This window comes from Bradyrhizobium sp. HKCCYLRH2060 (genome assembly GCF_051168135.1).
Taxonomy (GTDB): Bacteria; Pseudomonadota; Alphaproteobacteria; order Rhizobiales; family Xanthobacteraceae; genus Bradyrhizobium.
This window is the reverse complement of record NZ_JBNPUK010000025.1, coordinates 25,905-43,464: the sequence shown is the minus strand read 5'-3', so window position 1 is coordinate 43,464 and position 17,560 is coordinate 25,905. Positions and strand designations below refer to the sequence as shown.

The window sequence follows — 17,560 nt, the reverse complement described above, 5'->3', positions numbered from 1 at the left end:
CATCTCCTCGGCTCGGCAGCGCAACGCGGCCGTGTCCGGATCGCCTGCCTGAAGGGGCGATCCGAAGGCGGCTGGCGGAGGTACGCGATCTACATGTTATGGTCGTGCGGATCCTTGCGAACGTCGCCGACATAGAGGATGACCGTCTCGTTGCCGTCGTTCTTCCACCAATGCGACGTGCCGAACACCTCGGCTCTCAGATCTCCGGCCTTGTGCAGGATCGGCTCGGCGCAGTTGCTGGCATATTCGACGATCTCGCCCTGCTGAACGAAGATCAGCGCCGGGCGATCGTCGTGGCTGTGCCACGGCACGATGCCGCCGGGCGCGATGGTCAGCTTGCGGAAGCGCAGCTCGCGGTCCTTGAGATTGGCGGGCTGCTTGGCGAGATCGATCGCGCCAAGGGTGACGTCGGTCACGCCGACTGCCTTGACGTCGGCTTTCTCACGCACGCCGGCCTTGATCTTGTCGGCCGGACACTCGCCGGCGCGGGCGCCGGACGCCGCGATCATCGTCGTAGCAAGGGCCAGGACGAAAGCCGCGCTCAGGCGGCGCGCGCGTGTAGCTGCGATCTGCATCAACATGTCATTGTCTCCTCTGATGGAACAGCGGCCCGCGCCGAGCGGGCATCGCAGGGCGCAGCATCGGGGAGCAGAGCACGTGATGGAAATGCATCCTTTCTCTGGAGCCGATAGACCGCCGCTATCGATAGGCGGGCGCTATCCTCGCGATTGGACAACGGCATTTCTCAAGCAGGAGAGGCCGCGCTTGTAATGCGGATGCCCGATGACGGGCGACAGCATTCATGAGGAGGAGATATCCATGACCCGCCTGTCCAAGACCTTGATTGCCGCGGCCGTGGTCGCGGTCTCTGCCACCGCAGCCATTGCGCAAGGCGGCCTCGATCTCGCGCCCGGCATGGCCTATGTCTACAGCGCCGGCAAGACCAGCATGATGACGATGGCTACCGGCGACGCCAATCATCGGGCCATGATGCGCCACGCCAGGAAGGTGCCGAACAACACCGTCTTCTTCATGAGCGACGGGCAGCTCTATTCCGCGTCCGGCATGCTCGATCCCACCGGCAATTTCTACCGGCCCTGAGCGCGACAGCCGGGCAGGCCGCCCTTGTGGTCGGCTTGCCCGGGAAACTATCATGGTTGGGGTCCTGAACGTGCCGGAGCAGCTCATGACAGTGCTTTCACCCGCGGATGCCGAGCGGCTCAGACAGGCCTTCCTGCAATGCAGGGAGATACAGGGCACCCTGCGGCAGCAACTCGAGGCCTATGCCGCTGCGGGTCGCGAGATCTTTCCGGCCTATGCGTCCGCCGTCGACCGCCTGGTGGCGCGGCTCGGAGAAAACGGTGGCGGCGAGACTGCGCCGCGGCCCGGTGAGACGATGCCGCCCTTCGTCCTGCCCGATGAGGCTGGCCGCCTGGTGAGTCTGCAATCCTGCCTCGTCCGGGGGCCGGTCGCCGTGATGTTCTTCCGCGGCCATTGGTGTCCCTATTGCCGGCTCAACGTTCGCGCGGTGATCAAGGCGCAGCAGCGCATCGACGCCGCGGGCGGCGCGATCGTCGCGATCATGCCGGAGCTCCAGGCGTTCACGCAGCAGTTCAAATCGGACGCCGGCGCCACCTTCCCGGTGTTGACGGATCTCGACAACGGCTATGCTTTGTCGCTCAACCTCGCGATCTGGCTTGGTCGTGAGATCCAGCAACTGCTGGCGCACCAGGACCTGGCGAGCTTCCACGGCAATGACGGCTGGGTGTTGCCCATCCCGGCTGCCTTCGTGGTCGGGCGTGACGGCCTCGTGAAGGCGCGCTTCGTCGATCCTGATTTCCGCAAGCGGATGGAGATCGACGATCTGGTCGAAGCGCTTCGCCAGGCCGCAGCTCAGGACAGCTGACCGAGCCATTCCTGCCAGTTCCTGCCGCGCAGCATGCGCATCACGGTCGAGGCAACCGCCGTGCGTTCACGTCCGGCAACGCCGTAGAGATGCACGGTGCGCCGCACGTCGAGTCCGTCGACCGCGGCCCGATGCAGGGTCTCCGGCAGCGCGGTCGTTTGCGGCACCACACCGATGCCGACTCCGGCTTCCATCAGCGCGATCAGGTCGCGTTCGGAGTGGACGTCATGAGTTCGTCCGAGGTCGATGCCGCGCTCGCGGAGCAGCGTGCGCAACCTGTCCGCATGTTCGCAGTAGTTGCGGCAGAGCAGCGCGTCGCCACTGAGATCATCGATCGTGATCGCGTCCTGCCCCGCCAGCCGGTGCCGGCTGCTCACGGCGAGCGCGAAGTCCTCCGTGAAGAGAGGCCAGACATCCAGCCGATCCCAGGTCTCGTCGATCTCCGAGGCGATGCCGAGCTCTGCTTCGCCGTTCTTCAGATGCTCTGCGATCATGCGGCTGCTGCCGCGCAGAAACCTGAGCTCGAGCTGGTTGAACTGGCGCTGCAGCTGATCGAGCAGCGGGATCAGCAGCGCAAGGTCGACCGAGTCGGCGAGCGCGATCCGGAGCGTGCCGAGCTCTCCGCTCTTGAAGGACGAGGCCAGGGTTCGCGCGCCGACGGCAGCCTCGTAGCATTGCTTCAGCAGTGGATGCATGCGCTGGCCGAGCTCGGTGAGTTGTGCGGCCGGCCGCTCACGCCGGAACAAATCGCCGCCGAGCTCGGCTTCGAGCTGCTTGATCGCACGGGTCAGCGACGGCTGCGTCACGTTGCATTCCTCGGCCGCGCGCGTGAAGTGCAGCAGCCGGGCAACGGCAAGAAAATACCGAACCTGATGCATTTCCATGGGAGAGCTCCGTTCGACCGGGCCGACGTCCCGGATGCAATATCCTAGCAGACCGCGCATCGCATCAACGATCGCGATAGCGAAACCGTATCGTGGGGCGAGCCAAACGGCATTTCCATTCGTCGCGGCAGCCCGGCAGTTTGTTCTCGCCTCGAGCAATCTTCGAAACGGATGAAGGAACAGCCATGGCTGCAGATACGATGACGACCCCGCGCTCGTTACGTCCGTTGTCCGGCAAGGTGGCGGTGATCACGGGCTCGACCAGCGGTATCGGCCTCGGCATCGCGCGGGCGCTCGCCGGCGCGGGGGCACATGTGGTGCTGAACGGCTTTGGCGCGCCGGAGGACATCGAACGGATGCGGTCGGACATCGCAGCCGAGTTCGGTGTGCGGACCGGCTATGCCGCCGCCGACATGATGCAGCCCGCGGCAATCGAGCAAATGATCAACGACACCTTGCATGAGTTCGACCGTATCGACGTACTGGTCAATAATGCCGGCATTCAGCATGTCGCGCCATTGGAGGAGTTTCCGGTCGACAAGTGGAATGCCATCGTCGCGATCAACCTCTCGTCGGCGTTCCACACGATGCGGCTGGCGCTCCCGTCGATGCGGCGGAATGGCTTCGGCCGCATCATCAACATCGCCTCGGCGCATGGCCTCGTCGCGTCGCCGTTCAAATCGGCCTATGTTGCTGCCAAGCACGGCATCATCGGCCTCACCAAGGTCGCGGCGCTGGAGGCGGCCGAGATCGGCATCACCTGCAATGCGATCTGTCCCGGCTACGTCTACACGCCGCTGGTCGAGGCGCAGATCGACGGGCAGGCGAGGTCGCACGGCATCTCCCGCGATCAGGTCATCCGCGATGTCCTGCTGGCGCAACAGCCGAACAAGCGCTTCGCAACGGTGGAGGAGATCGGTGCGCTTGCCGTCTTTCTCGCCAGCGATGCCGCCGCATCGATCACGGGTGTCGCCCTGCCGGTCGATGGTGGTTGGACCGCACATTGACGGTCGGGCGATGTAACAACGACCTGAAGTCTGCGAACAGGACAATGCACCAGGAGGGAAACATGGCCGAGATCGACGATACGATGCGCGCGATGATCGATCGCGGCAAGCTGCCCGGGCAGGTGGTTCTCGTGCTGCAGGGCGGGGGCGCGCTCGGCTCTTATCAGGCCGGCGTCTATCAGGCGCTGCACGAGGCCGGCCTGGAGCCGGATTGGGTGATCGGCACCTCGATCGGCGCCATCAATGCCGCGCTCATCGCCGGCAGCCCCGTGCAGGAGCGCATGACGCGGCTGCGGGAGTTCTGGAAGCGGATGCACCGGCGGCCAGCCTGGACGGTACGCACGGCCTTTCCGGATTTCAACGAGCGGCTGTCCTATTGGACGACCGTGACGCACGGGATTCCGGGCTTCTTCCGCCCCAACGCCCTGGCGCATGCCGGGGAGGCCTATCCGCTCGGGGCCGAGCAGGCCGGCTACTACTCGACCGCCCCGCTACGCGAAACGCTGCAGGAGCTCGTCGACTTCGATCGTCTCAACAATGGCGATGTGCGCCTCACCGTCGGGGCGGCGCACGTCAGGACGAGCCGGATGCGCTATTTCGACAGCCGCGACGACGCGCTGGATGTCCGTCACATCCTGGCATCCGGCGCGCTGCCGCCGGCGTTTCCGGCCGTTCGCATCGACGGCGAATTGTACTGGGACGGCGGCATCCTGTCGAACACGCCGACCGAGGTGGTGTTCGACGACAATCCGCGAAAGAGCTCGCTGATCTTCGCGGTGCATCTGTGGAATCCCGAAGGCGCCGAGCCGACGACCATGGCGGAGGTGTTCAACCGCCACAAGGACGTGCAGTATTCGAGCCGGATCTCCAGCCATATCGCGCGTCAGCAGCAGACGCATCGGCTGCGCCATATCATCAATCAGCTCGCGGTCCATTTGCCCGAGTCGACCCGCAACGATCCGGCGGTCCGCGATCTCATCAGTCACGGCTGCCAGACGCGGATGCATGTCGTCCGGCTGCTGGCCCCGCAGCTTGACCGCGAGAGCCATACCAAGGATATCGATTTCACCGAGCGGGGCATCATCGCACGCTGGACTGCGGGCTATCAGCACACGCAGTCGGTCCTGGAGCGCATGCCCTGGTCGGGCGAGCACGATCCGCTCGCCGGCGTGGTGTTGCACGATCCCTCGATCAAGCTTGCAGCGGCAGCCGAGTAGCAGGCCGATGCGCTGACCCGATCCTAATGGTGCAGCATTTCGGCATTCCGATACCGCATGGATCAACTTGTTTTAAGGGATTAGTCGTCATTCGTTCTTAATCATTGTGGCGCGGCGGTCGCCGCAATCTTGTCTGCCGACCGTGCGGGAACGTCGCCGAAGGGCCGCTGCGCAAGCGCGCATCAGCCGATACGCGCGCGACCGGCCGGGCAACGGTATTTGATTGGGAATAGGCAATGTCCGAGCGCGCGGTGCTGCACAATGAGACGATCAAGCCGGAGACCGGGGCGATCAGTCTCAAATGGAAGATCTTGGCCGGCAATCTGCTGACCGGTTTCTTCGCCATGGCCTTTGCATTCGTGCTCGCATGGAGCGGGTGGGGAGATCTAGTCAAGCGCGAGCAGGCGCGACGCGTCCTTGACGCTTTCGAGCTGGCGATGAAGGTGAACGCCCAGATCCCGCTCGAACGGAATATCTGGAATCTGCTGGCTGCTCCGGCGCCCGCTTCGGCCGACGATGCTGCCAAGCTCGACAAGACCATCGCGAGCACCGACGATCTGCTCAACCAGGCCAAGTCATCCGCCAAGGCGGCGGGGTTGGCGACCAGCAGCATCGACGCCGCCGAGCAGACCCTTCGCGGTATCCGGTCGGCGGCTCGCGGTGCCGTGGGGCTGCCCTTTGCGCAGCGTCCGGCCAACATCCAGGCGGCAACGATCGACGGCCTCGGCCGCGCCGCCGAGTCATTGAATGCCGCGATCGACGCGACCGCAATCGAGCTGTCGCGCGTCGGCGGCGACGTCGAGAACCTGCTGCCGTCGGGACAACTCGCACAATTGTCGCAATCGATGCGGACGGTGAATGGTGCGCGCTCCGCGGTTCTTCGCTTCTTCATCCAGAGCCTGAACTGGACGCCGGCACGCCTCGCCGAGGTCACCGAACAGAGCGGGCAGGTGACCCTGTTGTGGCAGCAGATGGAGCTCGCGGCCCGCAGCGTGCGCGACAATCCGGACGTCAGCTCTGCGCTCGAACATGTCCGCTCGACGCTGATGGGCGACGGCGAGCGCCGTTATCGTCAGATCGTCACCGCTGCGCGCGACGGTCAACCTTCGCCGGTCACCTCCGAGGAGTGGGGCCGCTGGACCACGCCGATGCTGAACAATGTGATCGTGCTGCGCGATGCGGCGCTGACGTCGGCGCACCAGGCCATCGATCAGTCGATCGAGGCCGCGCGGCTGCGCCTGTTCACCGCTCTCGGAATCCTGCTCGTTGTCGCGCTGGTGTCGGTGGCGGTGGTGCTCGGCGTCGTCCGTGGCGTCATCGGCCCGCTGGTCGGGCTGACCGGCGTGACCCTGCGCCTCGCCAATGGCGAGCTGAGCGCCGACATTCCGAACGAGTCCCGCAAGGACGAGATCGGCGCGATGGCGCGCGCGCTGAAGATCTTCAAGGACGCGCTGATCGCCAAGAAGGATTCGGACGAGGCCGCGCAGCGCGATGCGCAGGCGCAGATCGATCGGGCCCGGCGGCTGGATGCGCTGACGCGCAACTTCGAGTCGACGATTGCCGACATCGTCAACACCGTGTCGTCGGCGGCCTCGGGGCTCGAAACCTCGGCGGATACGCTGACCAACACGGCGAACCGATCGCAGGAGCTCAGCACGGTGGTGGCGGCTGCGTCGGAGGAAGCGTCCGCCAACGTCCAGTCGGTCGCCTCCGCCACCGAGGAGCTGTCCTCGTCGGTGACCGAGATCAGCCGTCAGGTCCAGGCGTCGGCGCGCATGGCCGGCGACGCCGTGCAGCAGGTGCGCCAGACCAATGGGCGCGTCGCCGATTTGTCGCAGGCCGCAGCCCGCATCGGCGACGTCGTCGAGCTCATCAACAGCATTGCCGGACAGACCAATCTCCTTGCACTCAACGCCACCATCGAGGCGGCGCGGGCCGGCGATGCCGGCCGCGGTTTCGCGGTGGTTGCGACCGAGGTGAAGGCGCTCGCCGAACAGACGGCGAAGGCGACCGAGGAGATCTCACAGCAGATCTCAGGCGTGCAGGCCGCGACGCAGGAATCGGTGACTTCGATCCAGGCGATCAGCTCGACGATCGAGCGGCTCGCCGAGATCGGCGCCGCGATCGCGGCGGCGGTCGAAGAGCAGGGCGCGGCAACGCAGGAAATCTCGCGCAACGTGCAGCAGGCCGCCCACGGCACCCAGCAGGTCTCGTCCAACATCACGGACGTGCAGCGTGGCGCCTCGCAGACGGGCTCGGCCTCCGCCGAGGTGCTGTCGTCGGCCAAGTCACTGGCTGGAGATTCCAACCGCCTCAAGCGAGAGGTCGGCAGCTTCCTGGAAGCGGTCCGCGCGGCGTAAGAAGCCAGCCTTTCAAGCGCCCAAGAAAAAGCCCGGACGATGTCCGGGCTTTTGTTATTTGGCCGTAGCGCGGATGAGCGCAGCGATATCCGGGGTCTGCTCCGAACGTTGAAATCGTCCCGCATGTCGCTCCGCTCATGTGGGCTACGACAGCCGGTCCCGGCTTAAGACGCCAGCATCTTCCGGTACAGCGCATTGTAGCAGGCTGCCGACAGGTCCCAACTGAACGAGCGGGCCATCGCCGAAAGCCGCATCTCGTTCAGCCGTTCGGTGCTGGTGAACGCCGAAAACGCGCGCTTCACCCCGCCGAGGAAGGATTCCGCCGACGGCTTCTCGAACAGGAATCCGGTCTCGCCATCTGTGATGGTCTCGGCGAGGCCGCCGGTCTGGTGCCCGATCGGCAGCGAGCCGAAGCGCTGGGCATACATCTGGCTCAGGCCGCAGGGCTCGAAGCGCGACGGCATCAGGGTGAAGTCGCTGCCGGCGAAGATGCGCCGCGCCTGCGCATCGTTGAAGCCGATGGCGACCCCGATCGCGTCCGGCCGGCGGCGGTGCGCCTCCATCAGGGCGCGCTCGATGGCCGGCTCGCCGGTGCCGGTGACCACGATCTGGCCCCCGGCGCCGACGATCTCATCGGCGGCTTCCAGCACCAGGTCGATGCCCTTCTGATGAACGAGGCGCGCGACGATGCCGAACATCGGCCCGCGCGACACGGCCAGCCCGAACTGCTTGCGGACGTAGTCGGCGTTGGCCTTCTTGCCCTTCCAGTCGCCCGCGGCGAAGGGCTGCGCCAGCTGCTGGCAGTAGCGGGGATCCCAGCTCTCGTCGATGCCGTTGAGAATGCCGGTCAGCTCATGGGCATTGGAGCGCTGCCGGAGCAGGCCCTCCAGTCCGCAGCCGAGCTCGGGCGTCGTGATCTCCTGGGCATAGGTCGAGCTGACCGTGGTGAGATGCGACGCATAGACCAGACCGCCCTTGAGAAAGGACAGTTTGTCGTAGAACTCCAGACCGTCGATGTGGAACGAGGATTCGGGGGCGCCGATCCGGCGCAGCGACTCGCGCGGGAACAGGCCCTGATAGGCGAGGTTGTGGATGGTCAGGATCGACGGCACGTCGACCCCGCGCCATGCCAGATAGGCCGGCACCAATGCGGCCTGCCAATCATTGGCGTGGACCAGATCGGCTGCCCAGTTCTTGTCCAGCGTGCCCGCCGCGAGCTCGGCGGCGGCGGCGGCGAGACGGCCGAAACGGATGTCGTTGTCCGCCCAGTCCTGCCCGTTCTCGTCGCCGTATGGGTTGCCCGGCCGGTCATAAAGCTCGTCGCAGAGCAGGACGTAGACCGGCAGGCCATCGCGGGTCGACGACCGTCCCAGTGCGCAGCCTGGCATCTCTGCCAGAGGCGCACATTGGCCGACGATCTCGATGTAAGTGAGTTGCTCGATCACGTCCCGGTAGCCGGGCAGCATGATCCTGACGTCGGTATGTGAGCGCAGTGCCCGGGGAAGTGCCGCCGAAACGGCAGCCAGTCCGCCCACCCGGACGAAATCGTCCATTTCGGTCGTAACGAACAGAACCCGCAAGAGATGTCCTCGATCAAGCCCCATGTTCGTCCTATGCAAGAAAAGGTCCAAATTCAGTCATGAAGAAAAGCGTTGCCGCATTGCGGCGAAAGGCCAAACGCTTTCGACATCGAATGGTTCGATCTAGAAACGACCTGCACGACGATCGATGGCTTACGCTTTGTGAATCGGCGACGGCAAAGCGGAGCTTCGGCCTCGGTGCCGAGCGAGAAGAGTTCAAACCAGGGAGCTGCCAGGGTGAGTCTAGTGGGAAACGATGAGAGCCGTTTGACAGGATGTTTCGAGGGACTGCGCGTCCTCGACTTCTCGACCACCATCGCCGGCCCGCACTGTGCCCGCATGCTTGCCGATATGGGAGCGGAGGTGATCAAGATCGAGTCAGTCGAAGGTGAAACCATGCGCACCCGGCCTCCGATGCGTCATGGCTGCTCTACCGCTTTCGGTCAGCTCAACGTCGGCAAGAAGAGCGTCGTGCTCGACCTCAAGTCGCGCGACGGTGTCGCCGCGGTGTGTCGGCTGGTCGCCGAGGCCGATATCCTGGTCGAGAACTTCCGCCCGGGCGTGATGCAGCGGCTCGGGCTCGACTACGCGGCCTTGAGCGCGCTGAACCCGCGGCTGATCTACTGCTCGATCTCGGGTTACGGTCAGACCGGCCCCTCGGCGGAACTCCCGGCCTATGCCCCGGTGATCCATGCGGCTTCGGGCTACGACATGGCGCATCTCGCCTACCAGCCGGGGCGCAGCCGGCCCGATTATTGCGGCATCTATCATGCCGACGTCGTCACCGGGACCTACGCGTTCGGCGCCATCGCCTCCGCTCTGTATCAGCGCGAGCGCAGCGGGCGCGGCCAGCACATCGACTGCTCGATGCTGGAATCGATGCTGAGCTTGACGCTCAACGAGATCCAATGGTCGCAATTTCCCGTCGCGCAGCCGTCGCGGCCGACCTTCGGCCCGGCGGAGTGTCGCGACGGCTATGTGATGATCGCCATCGCCAGCGAGAAGACCTTCCAGAACCTGATGACCGTGATCGGCCATCCGGACTGGGTCGATGATCCCAGATTCGCAAAATATTCCGACCGGCGGGCAAACTGGGGGGCGCTGATGGATGGCGTCGAGGCCTGGTCGCGCCGGCTCGACGTCGCCCAATGCCTGGAGGCCTTGAACGCGGGCGGCGTACCCAGCTCGGCCTACCGCAGCGTGGCCGATGCGCTGGCTGATCCGCAGATCGCGCATCGCGGCGCGCTGGCCGATGTGGAGGATGCAGCCGGCAACTTCAAGGTCGTCAACCTGCCGTTCCGGATGTCGGAGGCGAAAGTTGCGGCCGGCCCCCGGGCCGCGAGCCTCGGAGAGCACACCGAGGACATCCTGCGCGAGGCTGGCGTCAGCGACGCTGCAAAACCTTGAGCTCGCTGAGGCAAAACGCTGCAGGGCTGCCATGACCGCACATGCTGCGCGCAGCCTTGCCGCTCCACGCGTTTCCAGCCAATGTCGCGACATCGCAAGAACAGTCCGGACCAGCCGGACGCGCTCATGCCGGGAGGAGGTCGAAAGGCGCCGTTGCCGCGCGCAGCCGCGCCGCTCGTCCCGTCGATGCGCCGTCCGGTCCTGGCCGCGCCGGACGACGGGAGTGAAAGCATGAAGAGCTTCAAGGTCACCGATTTCAATGCGCCGCTGACCGAGGTCGACGAGCCGACGCCGCAGCCGTTCGGCAAGCAGGTGCTGATCAAGGTGAAGGCAGCCGGCGTCTGCCACAGCGATCTGCACATCTGGGAGGGCGGCTATGATCTCGGCCACGGCCGCAAGCCGCTCTCGCTCAAGGATCGCGGCGTGTCGCTGCCGCGGACCATGGGCCATGAGAGCGCCGGTGAGATCGTGGCGTTCGGGCCGGAGGTTACCGAGGCGGAGAAGGGCGGGCTGAAGGCCGGCGACGTCGTGCTGGTCTATCCCTGGATCGGCTGCGGCAAGTGCGCCACCTGTCTCGCCGGTGACGAGAACATGTGCCTGAAGCCGGCCTCGCTCGGCGTCTATTGCGACGGCGGCTATGCGGACCACATGACGGTGCCGCATCCGCGCCATCTGATCGACCTCAAGGGCCTCGATCCGGTGACGACCGCGCCCTACGCCTGCTCGGGCGTCACGACCTACAGCGCGCTCAAGAAGGTCGAGAAGGATTTCGGCACGCCGATCGTGATCTTCGGCGCCGGCGGCCTCGGGCTGATGGCGCTGTCGCTGTTGAAGGCCATGGGCGGCAAGGGCGCGATCGTGGTCGACATCGACGCGCGCAAGCGCGAGGCGGCGCTGGCGGCCGGGGCGCTGGCGGCGGTCGACGGCAAGGCGCCGGATGCGCTGGAGCAACTGAACAAGGCCGCAGGCGAGCCGATCCGCGCTGTCATCGACCTGGTCGGCAATGCCGCCACCGCGCAGCTCGGCTTCGATTGCCTGACCAAGGGCGGCAAGCTCGTCATCGTCGGCCTGTTCGGCGGCGGCGCGCCGTGGGCGCTGCCACTCATTCCGATCAAGGCGGTCACCATCCAGGGCAGCTATGTCGGCAATCTCCGCGAGACCAAGGAGCTGCTCGATCTCGTCCGCGCCAAGCACATCGCCCCGATCCCGGTGACGCCGATGCCGTTGTCCAAGGCCAACGATGCCTTGCACGATCTGCAAAAGGGTCAGCTGGTCGGCCGTGCGGTGCTGACGCCGTAAATCGCAACTCCGTCCGCTCGTCATGGCCGGGCTTGACCCGGCCATCCACGTCTTTGGCGCCGCGGCGTTAGAAAGTCGTGGATGCCCGGGTCAAGCCCGGGCATGACGGCTCATTGATGTCGTCCTCGAAAGCGTCGCCCATGCCCTCGACCAATTCACTCCACATCGCAGTCCTCCCCGGCGACGGCATCGGTCCTGAAGTCATGGCGCCCGCGCTCGAGGTGCTGCGCAAGGTCGAGGCCAAGGCCGGCCTGTCGTTCCGCTTCACCGAGGCCCAGGCCGGCGCCAACAACTATCTCGCAACCGGCGTCTCGATCGCCGACAGCACGATCCGGCTGTGCGAAGAGGCGGACGCGATCCTGCTCGGCGCCTGCGGGCTGCCCTCGGTGCGCTATCCCGACAACACCGAGATCGCGCCGCAGATCGAGCTGCGCTTCCATTTCGACCTCTATGCTGGCGTGCGGCCGGCGCGGCTGATCCCGGGCGTGCCGAGTCCGATCGTTGGTGCCGCCGAGCACGGCATCGACTTCGTCGTCATCCGCGAGTCCACCGAAGGCCTGTTCGCCTCGATGGGCAAAGGTGTGGTGACACATGAGGAGGCGCGCGAGACCCTCGTCATTACCCGCAAGACATCCGAGCGGCTGTTCAACTTCTCCTTCAAGCTCGCCGCCCGGCGCCGCGCGCGCGGCCGCTCGGGAACTTTGGCCTGCGTCGACAAGGCCAACGTCTTCAAGGCCTTCGCCTACTTTCGCAAGATCTTCGACGAGGTCGCTCAACTTCATCCGGACGTGAAGACGGACCGCCTCTACATCGATGCCTGCGCGCTCATGCTGGTGAAGCGCCCGTGGGATTTCGACGTCCTGGTCACCGAGAACATGTTCGGCGACATCCTGTCCGATCTCGCCGCCGGTCTCGTCGGCGGCATGGGCATGGCGCCGTCGGCCGACATCGGCGACCGCCACGCCGTGTTCCAGCCCTGCCACGGCACCGCGCCCGACATCATGGGGCAGGGCAAGGCCAATCCGACCGCGATGATCCTCTCGGCCGCGATGATGCTGGACTGGCTGGCGGACACGCATGGCATCGAGGGCGCAGCCGAAGCGGCGCAGCGGATCGAGCTGGCCGTCGACCGGGTCTATGCTTCCGGCCTCAAGCCGTTCGAGTTCGGCGGCAAGGCCGGCACGATCGACGTGACCAAGGCGGTGCTGGAGGCGCTCTAGCGTCCCTTGAAGGCCGGCTTGCGCTTCTCCATGAAGGCGCGGCGGCCCTCGCGGAAATCCTCCGAATCCATGCAGGCGTCGCCGATCCGCTTGATGGCTTCCATGTCGCGCCGGCTTTCGTCCTTCAGCACTTCGGCGATGGTGATCTTGGCAGCCTTGACCGCCAGCGGCGCATTGCCGGCGATGGTGCGGGCGATCTCCAGCGTCGCCGGCAGCAGCTCGTCGTTGGGGATCATCCGATCGATGAGGCCGATGCGCAGCGCCTCCGCGGCATCGACCCGCAGGCCCGTATAGAGCAGCAGCCGCGCCTGCGACGGGCCGACCAGTGACACCAGGTTGCGCAGGCCGTCATAGCCATAGGCGATGCCGAGCCTGGCGGCGGGGATGCCGAACTGGCTGTCCGCGGCGGCGAAGCGCATGTCGGTCAGCATCGCGATCTGCAGGCCGCCGCCGAGGCAGAAGCCGCTGACGCAGGCGATCGTCGGCTTAGGGTAGCCGGCGAGCAGCGCCCGCTGGGCGGCGCTGCGCTCGGCATAGGCCTCCGAGGCCGCGGCGTTGTGGCGGCTCTGCTCGAACTGGCTGATGTCGGCGCCGGACACGAAGGCCTTGCCGCCGGCGCCGGTCAGCACCACGACCCGGATCGCGTCATCGTCGCGCAGCGCGACCAGGGCCTGGCCGAGCCCCTCCCACATCTCCAGCGACATCGCATTGCGCTTATCCGGGTTGTTGAAGGTGATGATGCCGACGCCGTCGCTCGCTCTGGTCATGAGGATCTTGCCCTCGGCGAAGGTGGTGGGGAGCTCGGAGATGGTCGGCATGAGGGTCCGTCGGCAGGGAGGGCAAGGCGGCCGGCATCGTTCACCGCGCCGGTGACGGCGTCAATGTGAGTTCAGGCCACGATGGGCAGGCAAGAGGACGTCGGAGCCGATGCTCTCGACCTGTGCACGGGTGGCCCAGGAGAGGACGCGCAGCGTTCATGATCAGCGTCGGCCGACGGGACCGAAACGCCGCCATGCCGCCACTTCCTATGACGGCAGAGAGCACGAGAATACAAGGGCGACGGAGCCTCAGACCGCGCAGCGATCGCTGGGCGGACGAGAAGGGCCGGTGTGCCGGCCGCGCCGATCACTCGGCCTCGAGCCGAGGCAGTGAACTCGCCCGAGCTGGCAAAGCCTGGCGCCCCCAAGTTGCGCCCTCGAGCGAAGATGGTCCATATCCATCACGGGCAGATCTGTCTGACGGATCAGACAGCCTTGCCTATTCTTCGTTCGCTGCGATCGATTCCATCAAGGATACCAGCTGACGTTGTACGGTCTGGTCCTTGATCTTGCTGTAGGCGCGCAGCAACCGCAGGCTGAAGGCTGAGTCCAGGAACAGGAGGCTCTCGACCTCGCGCGCCTTGCTGTCGCCGTCGTAGAAGAACGTCACGGGCACGTCGAGCGCGGTGGCGATCTGCTGCAGACGCGCAGCGCCGACCCGGTTGACGCCCTTCTCGTACTTCTGGACCTGCTGGAAGCTCACGCCGAGCTTCTCGCCGAGTTCAGCCTGCGAGATCTTCTGCTCCACACGCCGGAGGCGAATCCGCTTGCCGAGCTCGATGTCGGGCTTGCCCGCACTGCGCTGCTTCATTTTCTTTGCCGCTGATTTGTTCATACTGATTTTACCGTCCTTCCATCGGAAAGCCCCCGAATAGATGGGTCAGGGGTTCACCCATATATACTGTTTTAAGTTGCTGTGGATGAATGAATTCGTCTTTAAACCACGGGTATTTGCCAGGGTTAAAGGCCTCGACCAGCCAGTCGATCATGTGACGCACCCTAGGGATGCGTCCGGTGGTGGCATGGTAGGACAGCCAGATGTCGTAGGACCACTTGAGGTCAACCTCAAGTGGTATGATCTTCCCGCCCAGGGCACTCGCATAGGTTGGGAAGACCCCGATGCCGGCGCCGTGCGCCACGGCCCAGTAATTGGCGCTCGAGACATTGGTGGTCATCGCGATCAGGTCCCGCTGCTCGAAACCGGGAAAGATGGTGGCGAAGGCGGCGTTGGCGGCGGCTTCGTCCGCCACCTGCAGAACCAAGCGATGTTTGACGAGATCGTCAATCGTCTTTGGGATGCCAAATATCTCCAAATATTTCTCGCTCGCAAAGCACATCAGGTGCATGCGGCCGAGCCGGACCAGCTTGACGTCGAGCGCCGCCGGCCGGGAGAGATGGATGGCCACGTCGGCCTCGTGGCGTGACACGTCGGCCGAGCGCATCGCGCAATAGAGGTCGACCATGACGTTGGGAAAGCTCTGCTGAAATTCGACCAGCCGCGGCGCCAGCCAGAACGTGCCGAGCCCCTCGGTCACCGCGACCCGGACCTCGCCCGACGCAGCGCCGGCGAGACCATCGCCCGCGCGCAGCAGCTCGAATGACGCGGCCTCCATGCGTTCGACGGCAGAGACCACCAGTGCGCCTTCGTCGGTCAGCCGAGCGCCGTGGACGTCGCGCGTGAACAGCGTCGCGCCGATCTGCCGCTCGAAATCATCGATGCGTCGCCGTACGGCATTGATCGAGAGCGTCAGCCGCTCTGCCGCGGAGCGGAAGCTGCCGGCCCTGACAACCTCGAGGAAGATCCGCGCTGCATCCCAGTCGGTGAGGCTTGCCAGCGCCGATTTGCTCACGGTCGACTTGGCCGGGGCGGCCCGGCCCGTCGCAGTTTTTGCCGGCTTGCTCGCCGTTGCGCCCTTGGCGCCGCCACTCTCTCGGCTCAGTTCAATGCTCGATCCTGCCGCAGCAGACGAGTCGCCGTGCTCCCCTGGCGCCAGCGTCGCAGGGGTCTCGGCTAGGTCCTGGCGTTCCTTCTGAGGAACGCCCCGTTCCGCCGCAACGCGCATACAAGCTCTCTCCGCCTGCTAGAGTGATTCCGATAAATTACGGGCAGGGCACGTTCGTGCCATGATTTGGTTGAGCGATCGAGGGTCGATGAGTCTGCCACGTTCAGTTCTCTGCAGCATGGTCTTACCGCCAGCAGACGCGCGGTCTGACACATCATGTAGGACAGAGACACGCTTAGCGCGAGTCGAACCTAAGATCGACGGTTTTTGCCTCGACTGCAATGAAATGGTATTCGAAGATGGTCCGTTGTCATGCTATCTTGATGAACGGATCGTGGCGCTAACTCATCGAATGCCGGGGAGCGGTGATGTGTCTTCACCATGCGCCATGCCAGGACGTCGTCGTGCCGTCCCAGGGGGTGGGCGCGCGGCTCGGATGAGCCGCATGGGCAAAGCGCGGGGGAGCAACGACATGACGTATTTGGAAGCCATCCGCGAGTCGGGAGTTGCTCGGCTCCATCTCGTCGCACGCTAGAACGGAAACGACGCCTGTGGCCAATTCAGACGAACAAATGCTTGCAGTGCTTGCATCCCTGGAGCAGTGCCGCGCCACGCTCGCGGCGACGGGCAATCGCGAATCGGCACATTTGGTCTCGGTTGCCATCCTCGACCTGCGTATGAAGCTGAACCGTCTGAGCGAGGACGATCTGAGATCGCTCTGCGATGAGATGGTTCAAGCTGACAATCCCGACAAGCTGCGCGATCCGAAGCTGCAGCCGGGTCAGCGCAGGCAGCCTTTGCTTCGGGTGGTGAAATAGCACAGTTCGATGTGTGCACAAAGGTGCATTTAGCGCATTTGTGATATGTCGTGATCCCGCGGTGGTGCGCGCAGCGGCTCGCGGACGAGCCGGTTGGAACGGGTGGACGTGCCGCATCCGGGCGGGACTTTGCCGACGAGGCTCCGATCCGGGGACGTCGGGCTCAATCCTCGCGAAGGCCTGCAGGCGGTGATCATCGTTGAGCGCCGTAACTTCGGCACGTCTGTTGCGTATTCCCCGTATCGGCGGCAAGAAGCGTCGTGCCCCGGCTTGCGCCTGGAGGGGCGTATCGCGGGACTCGCATGATCCAGAACGTATCGATTCCGGCCGCGTTCATTGCTGGCCTGGTCAGTTTTCTTTCGCCCTGCGTGCTGCCGCTGGTTCCTCCGTATCTGGTCTATCTCACCGGCGCCACGATCGAGCACATCGAGAGCGAGGAGCCTCCGGCCGCGTCGCGCCGCGCGGTGATGATCTCGGCCGCACTGTTCGTGCTGGGCTTCTCCACCGTGTTCGTCATGCTGGGGGCGAGCGCCTCGCTGATCGGCGGTCTGATCCGGGCCTGGTCGGAGCAGTTGTCCATTCTCGCCGGCATCGTCATCATCGTGATGGGCCTGCACTTCCTCGGCCTGACCCGGATCGCGTTCCTGATGCGCGAAGGGCGGCTGCCGATCCCCAAGCCGGTCGGCCTGTGGGGCGCCTATGTCATGGGGCTCGCCTTCGCCTTCGGCTGGACGCCGTGCATCGGGCCGATCCTGGCGGCGATCCTCTCGATCGCAGCCGCGGAGACGACGGTCGCCAAGGGGGCCGGGCTTCTTGCCGTCTATTCCGCTGGCCTCGGCATTCCGTTCCTGGTGGCGGCGTTCATGATCGAACAGTTCTCGGCGCTGTTCATCCGCATGCGTGGCCATCTCGTGAACATCGAGCGCGCCATGGGCGTGCTGATGATCGCCACCGGCATCGGCTTTCTCACCGGCGCGGTCTCGACCTTCAGCATCTGGCTGCTCGAGACGTTCCCGGCGCTGCAGAGGTTCGGCTGACGCG

At 65.3% G+C, this 17,560-nt stretch carries 16 protein-coding genes; 10 read left to right on the top strand and 6 right to left on the bottom strand.

Annotated features, from left to right (window positions below; all coding sequences use genetic code 11):
* Positions 1 to 89: 89 nt before the first annotated feature.
* A complete protein-coding gene (locus tag ACQR10_RS31310; protein ID WP_316218389.1) occupies positions 90 to 509 on the bottom strand; it encodes a cupin domain-containing protein in 420 nt (139 codons plus the stop codon).
* A gap of 310 nt (positions 510 to 819) precedes the next feature.
* Between ACQR10_RS31310 and ACQR10_RS31305 the strand changes: the two genes are divergently transcribed.
* Entirely contained in the window at positions 820 to 1,101 is a 282-nt protein-coding gene (locus ACQR10_RS31305; RefSeq protein WP_316183496.1) for a hypothetical protein, read from the top strand.
* Between the two features lie 85 nt (positions 1,102 to 1,186).
* Positions 1,187 to 1,906 carry a peroxiredoxin-like family protein gene (locus ACQR10_RS31300; protein ID WP_315802506.1) on the top strand — a complete coding sequence of 240 codons (720 nt, stop codon included), beginning with the start codon at positions 1,187 to 1,189 and terminating at the stop codon, positions 1,904 to 1,906.
* On the opposite strand, the gene ACQR10_RS31295 is transcribed toward ACQR10_RS31300, so the two are convergent.
* Positions 1,894 to 2,790 (bottom strand): LysR family transcriptional regulator, encoded by an 897-nt coding sequence (locus ACQR10_RS31295; RefSeq protein ID WP_316218370.1) that lies wholly within the window; start codon positions 2,788 to 2,790, stop codon positions 1,894 to 1,896. The two genes, ACQR10_RS31300 and ACQR10_RS31295, sit on opposite strands and share 13 nt — an antisense overlap.
* A 185-nt stretch (positions 2,791 to 2,975) precedes the next feature.
* Between ACQR10_RS31295 and ACQR10_RS31290 the strand changes: the two genes are divergently transcribed.
* The 3 genes from ACQR10_RS31290 to ACQR10_RS31280 all read left to right on the top strand — a co-directional run bounded on the left by ACQR10_RS31290 (position 2,976) and on the right by ACQR10_RS31280 (position 7,374).
* Positions 2,976 to 3,797 (top strand): 3-hydroxybutyrate dehydrogenase, encoded by an 822-nt coding sequence (locus tag ACQR10_RS31290; RefSeq protein ID WP_316218371.1) that lies wholly within the window; start codon positions 2,976 to 2,978, stop codon positions 3,795 to 3,797.
* Positions 3,798 to 3,859: 62 nt separating this feature from the next.
* Entirely contained in the window at positions 3,860 to 5,014 is a 1,155-nt protein-coding gene (locus ACQR10_RS31285; RefSeq protein WP_316218372.1) for a patatin-like phospholipase family protein, read from the top strand.
* Positions 5,015 to 5,250: 236 nt separating this feature from the next.
* Positions 5,251 to 7,374: a methyl-accepting chemotaxis protein gene (locus ACQR10_RS31280; RefSeq protein ID WP_316218373.1), complete on the top strand. Its 2,124-nt coding sequence runs from the start codon at positions 5,251 to 5,253 to the stop codon at positions 7,372 to 7,374.
* Between the two features lie 164 nt (positions 7,375 to 7,538).
* On the opposite strand, the gene glgA is transcribed toward ACQR10_RS31280, so the two are convergent.
* Positions 7,539 to 8,954 (bottom strand): glycogen synthase GlgA, encoded by a 1,416-nt coding sequence (gene glgA / locus ACQR10_RS31275; RefSeq protein WP_316218374.1) that lies wholly within the window; start codon positions 8,952 to 8,954, stop codon positions 7,539 to 7,541.
* Positions 8,955 to 9,293: 339 nt separating this feature from the next.
* Here glgA and ACQR10_RS31270 point away from each other — a divergent pair, with 339 nt between their 5' ends.
* From ACQR10_RS31270 to ACQR10_RS31260, 3 genes are all read left to right on the top strand, one after another.
* The gene (locus ACQR10_RS31270; RefSeq protein ID WP_410051462.1) at positions 9,294 to 10,361 is read left to right on the top strand and encodes a CaiB/BaiF CoA transferase family protein; all 1,068 of its coding nucleotides are present in this window, start codon (positions 9,294 to 9,296) and stop codon (positions 10,359 to 10,361) included.
* A gap of 231 nt (positions 10,362 to 10,592) precedes the next feature.
* On the top strand, positions 10,593 to 11,660 hold the full coding sequence (locus ACQR10_RS31265; RefSeq protein WP_316183503.1) for an alcohol dehydrogenase: 1,068 nt from the start codon (positions 10,593 to 10,595) through the stop codon (positions 11,658 to 11,660).
* 140 nt (positions 11,661 to 11,800) lie between these two features.
* Positions 11,801 to 12,880, top strand: a complete 1,080-nt coding sequence (locus ACQR10_RS31260; RefSeq protein ID WP_316218375.1) for an isocitrate/isopropylmalate dehydrogenase family protein — start codon at positions 11,801 to 11,803, stop codon at positions 12,878 to 12,880.
* Here ACQR10_RS31260 and ACQR10_RS31255 read toward each other — a convergent pair.
* The 3 genes from ACQR10_RS31255 to ACQR10_RS31245 form a co-directional block, all read right to left on the bottom strand.
* Positions 12,877 to 13,698, bottom strand: a complete 822-nt coding sequence (locus tag ACQR10_RS31255; protein ID WP_316183504.1) for an enoyl-CoA hydratase — start codon at positions 13,696 to 13,698, stop codon at positions 12,877 to 12,879. The two genes, ACQR10_RS31260 and ACQR10_RS31255, sit on opposite strands and share 4 nt — an antisense overlap.
* A 439-nt stretch (positions 13,699 to 14,137) precedes the next feature.
* A complete protein-coding gene (locus tag ACQR10_RS31250) occupies positions 14,138 to 14,533 on the bottom strand; it encodes a helix-turn-helix domain-containing protein (protein WP_015668220.1) in 396 nt (131 codons plus the stop codon).
* 7 nt (positions 14,534 to 14,540) lie between these two features.
* Complete coding sequence (locus ACQR10_RS31245; protein WP_315802515.1) at positions 14,541 to 15,761, bottom strand: LysR family transcriptional regulator; 1,221 nt, start codon at positions 15,759 to 15,761, stop codon at positions 14,541 to 14,543.
* Between the two features lie 512 nt (positions 15,762 to 16,273).
* On the opposite strand from ACQR10_RS31245, the gene ACQR10_RS31240 reads away from it, so the two are divergent.
* On the top strand, positions 16,274 to 16,519 hold the full coding sequence (locus tag ACQR10_RS31240; protein WP_315802553.1) for a hypothetical protein: 246 nt from the start codon (positions 16,274 to 16,276) through the stop codon (positions 16,517 to 16,519).
* Between the two features lie 302 nt (positions 16,520 to 16,821).
* On the top strand, positions 16,822 to 17,556 hold the full coding sequence (locus ACQR10_RS31235) for a cytochrome c biogenesis CcdA family protein (RefSeq protein ID WP_315758506.1): 735 nt from the start codon (positions 16,822 to 16,824) through the stop codon (positions 17,554 to 17,556).
* The last annotated feature ends 4 nt before the right edge of the window (positions 17,557 to 17,560 follow it).